Genomic DNA, 2,388 nt, shown 5'->3' with positions numbered 1-2,388 from the left:
GCTCGCGGACCTGGGGGAGACGTACCAATGTGGACAGAAACACGGCTCGGTCCGGTCGGAACAGCTCACTCGGCAGCCCGGAAGTCGTCGAGCACCCGCAGCCCGGCCCGCAACGCGCGCTCCGCCGCCGCCGGGTCGCCCTCGGCGAGATGCAGCAGACCCTGCGCGTGGTGTACGCGGGCGCGCAGCTCGGCGGTGCGGTGCCGCCCGGTGGCCAGCCCACGCACGACGGCCAGCTCGCGCCGGGCCACCGCCGGCCGGCCGAGGTCGAGCGCGGCCCGCGCGACCAGCAGCCGCGTGTCGACGGCCTCGACCAGCCAACCGGCCGCGACGAGCGCCGTCGCCACCCGCCGGCCCGCCCGGATCGCGGCCGGCCCGGCCGGCGCCGCCCGGAAGGCCAGGTAGCCGGCCAGGGCCGCCCACGCCGGTCGCTGCTGCCGCTGGGCGGCCCGCCGCGCCAGCAGCGCCTCGGCCGCGGCGGTGGTCCGGTCGCCGGCCAGCAGCGCGGCGCGGGCCAGCACCACGCGGGCCTGCACGAGGTCGATCGCGTTGCGCTGGGCCGCGTAGTGGCCGACGGCGTCGTCGGCCGCGCGGCGGGCCTCGGCCACCAGCAGCACCGACAGCAGGATCTCCGCGCGGTCGACCGGAAGCTGGTTGGGGTCCCGGCCGGAGCGCCGGTAGCGGTCGGCCGCCTCGTCGAACGCCGCGAGCGCCGCCGGCACGTCACCGCGCACCGCCGCGGCCAGCCCGCGGTTGTGGTAGATCGGCGCGGTCTTGCCCAGGTGGCCGGCCGCGTCGTAGAGCGCCTCGGCCCGGGCGAGATCGTCCTCGGCGCCCTGCCAGTCGTGCAGCCGGATCAGTGCGGTGCTGCGGTTGTTGCGGATGTCGGCCTCGAGCACCGCGTCGCCGCCGACCCGCCCGAGGTCGGCGAGAGCTTCGCCGTAGCCGTCGGCGGCAGCCGCGAACCGACCGGCCTCGAAGTGGACGAGGGCACGCTGCATCAGCAGGCGCGCATGGGGAACGCCGTGCAGCGCCGGCTCGGCCCGTGCGATCTCGCGTAGCGCCTCCGCGGAGCGGCCGGTCAGGGCCAGGAGGTAGGCGATCGAGCCGCGCGCCTCCCCGGCCCGGAACCCCAGGCCCGCCCGGTCGGCGTGGACGATCGCCGCCCGGAAGTGCGCCTCGGCGGCGGTGAGCTCGCCCGTGGCGGTGCGGGCCATCCCCAGGGCGCGCTCGGCGATCGCGATCGGCTCCGGGTCGCCACCGGCTTCGGCAGCCGCGCGCGCGGCCAGCCGGCGGGCTCGCACCGGCTCGGTGTAGGCCACGTCGACCGCCGCCAGTGCGGAGCGGACCGCCTGATCGGTCACCCGCGGGCGACCCTTCGGATCGATGTGTGTATCACGGCTCCGCGCCTCGCATCCGTATGCGGAAATGGTAGCTGGTCCATCCGATCGGCTTCGTCACCCGAAGAGGGAGCACCCGCATGACACGCAACCCTGGCGGCGTCACCTGGCCCGAGCCGGTGGACCGGGCACTGGACGCTTTCACACCGTCCACCGCGGACACCCGGGCGATCGTCGGTGTCATCGACACCGGTGTGGTCGTGATCGACGGACCGCACGAGCGGATATCACCGTGCCTCGACCGGCTGTCGCTGTTCGAGGAGAACCAGGACCAGCTGCCGCCGGACGGCGACCTGGCACTGGCCGACGGCCACGGCACCTTCGTCATCGGCCGCATCCTGCGCGAGGCCGGCGACGTCGTGGTCATGTCGCGACGGGCGGTCGACACCGAGAAGAACGGCGACGACAAGCTCGTGGCGCGGCACCTGACCTACTTCGCGGGGCTCGACCCGGTGCAGCGTCCGCAGGTGGTGAACCTGTCGTTCTACGGTGTCGAGTCCGCCGCGCCGACCGAGATCGGCGACGCCCTGCTCACACTGCTGGACGCCGCACCGGACGTGGTCGTCGTCACCAGTGCCGGCAACCGCTGGACCGACGAGCCGCCGTGGCCCGCCGCGTTCCACCGCGACCTGAAGCGCCACGGCGAGCGCGTCGTGGCCGTCGGCGCCGTCGACACCTCGATCCTGCGGCCGCTCGGCGAGTCGACGCCGCCGCGGGCGTCGTTCAGCAACACCTGGCCGCGCATCCAGCTGTGGGCACCGGGCGTCCGGGTCCTCGGCCCGCACGTCCGCTACGTGGACAACCGCTATCAGTTCTGCAGCGCGGTCTGGAGCGGCACCTCGTTCGCGGCCGCGACCGTGACCGGCCGCCTGGCCGCCGGCGTCCGGGACGGCTGGACCGCGCCGGACGTGCTGGCCGGCCTCGTCTCCGAAGGTGCGCCACCGGGACCATCCCGCTCGCCACCGCGGCGGCCGCGCCGCCGGAGGAT

2 protein-coding genes are annotated in these 2,388 nt (G+C 75.5%); one reads left to right on the top strand and one right to left on the bottom strand.

What is annotated here, in order from left to right:
* Positions 1 to 65 precede the first annotated feature (65 nt).
* Positions 66 to 1,364: a hypothetical protein gene (locus AB0H87_RS40760; RefSeq protein WP_360158899.1), complete on the bottom strand. Its 1,299-nt coding sequence runs from the start codon at positions 1,362 to 1,364 to the stop codon at positions 66 to 68.
* A gap of 116 nt (positions 1,365 to 1,480) precedes the next feature.
* Between AB0H87_RS40760 and AB0H87_RS40755 the strand changes: the two genes are divergently transcribed.
* The coding region (locus AB0H87_RS40755; protein WP_360158896.1) for a S8/S53 family peptidase at positions 1,481 to 2,388 on the top strand (908 nt) is incomplete at its 3' end.

The sequence above is a fragment of the Asanoa sp. NPDC050611 genome, from assembly GCF_040654855.1.
Classification (GTDB): Bacteria; Actinomycetota; Actinomycetes; order Mycobacteriales; family Micromonosporaceae; genus Asanoa.
The sequence above is the reverse complement of the archived record's forward strand: the minus strand, read 5'-3'. Positions and strand labels throughout refer to the sequence as shown.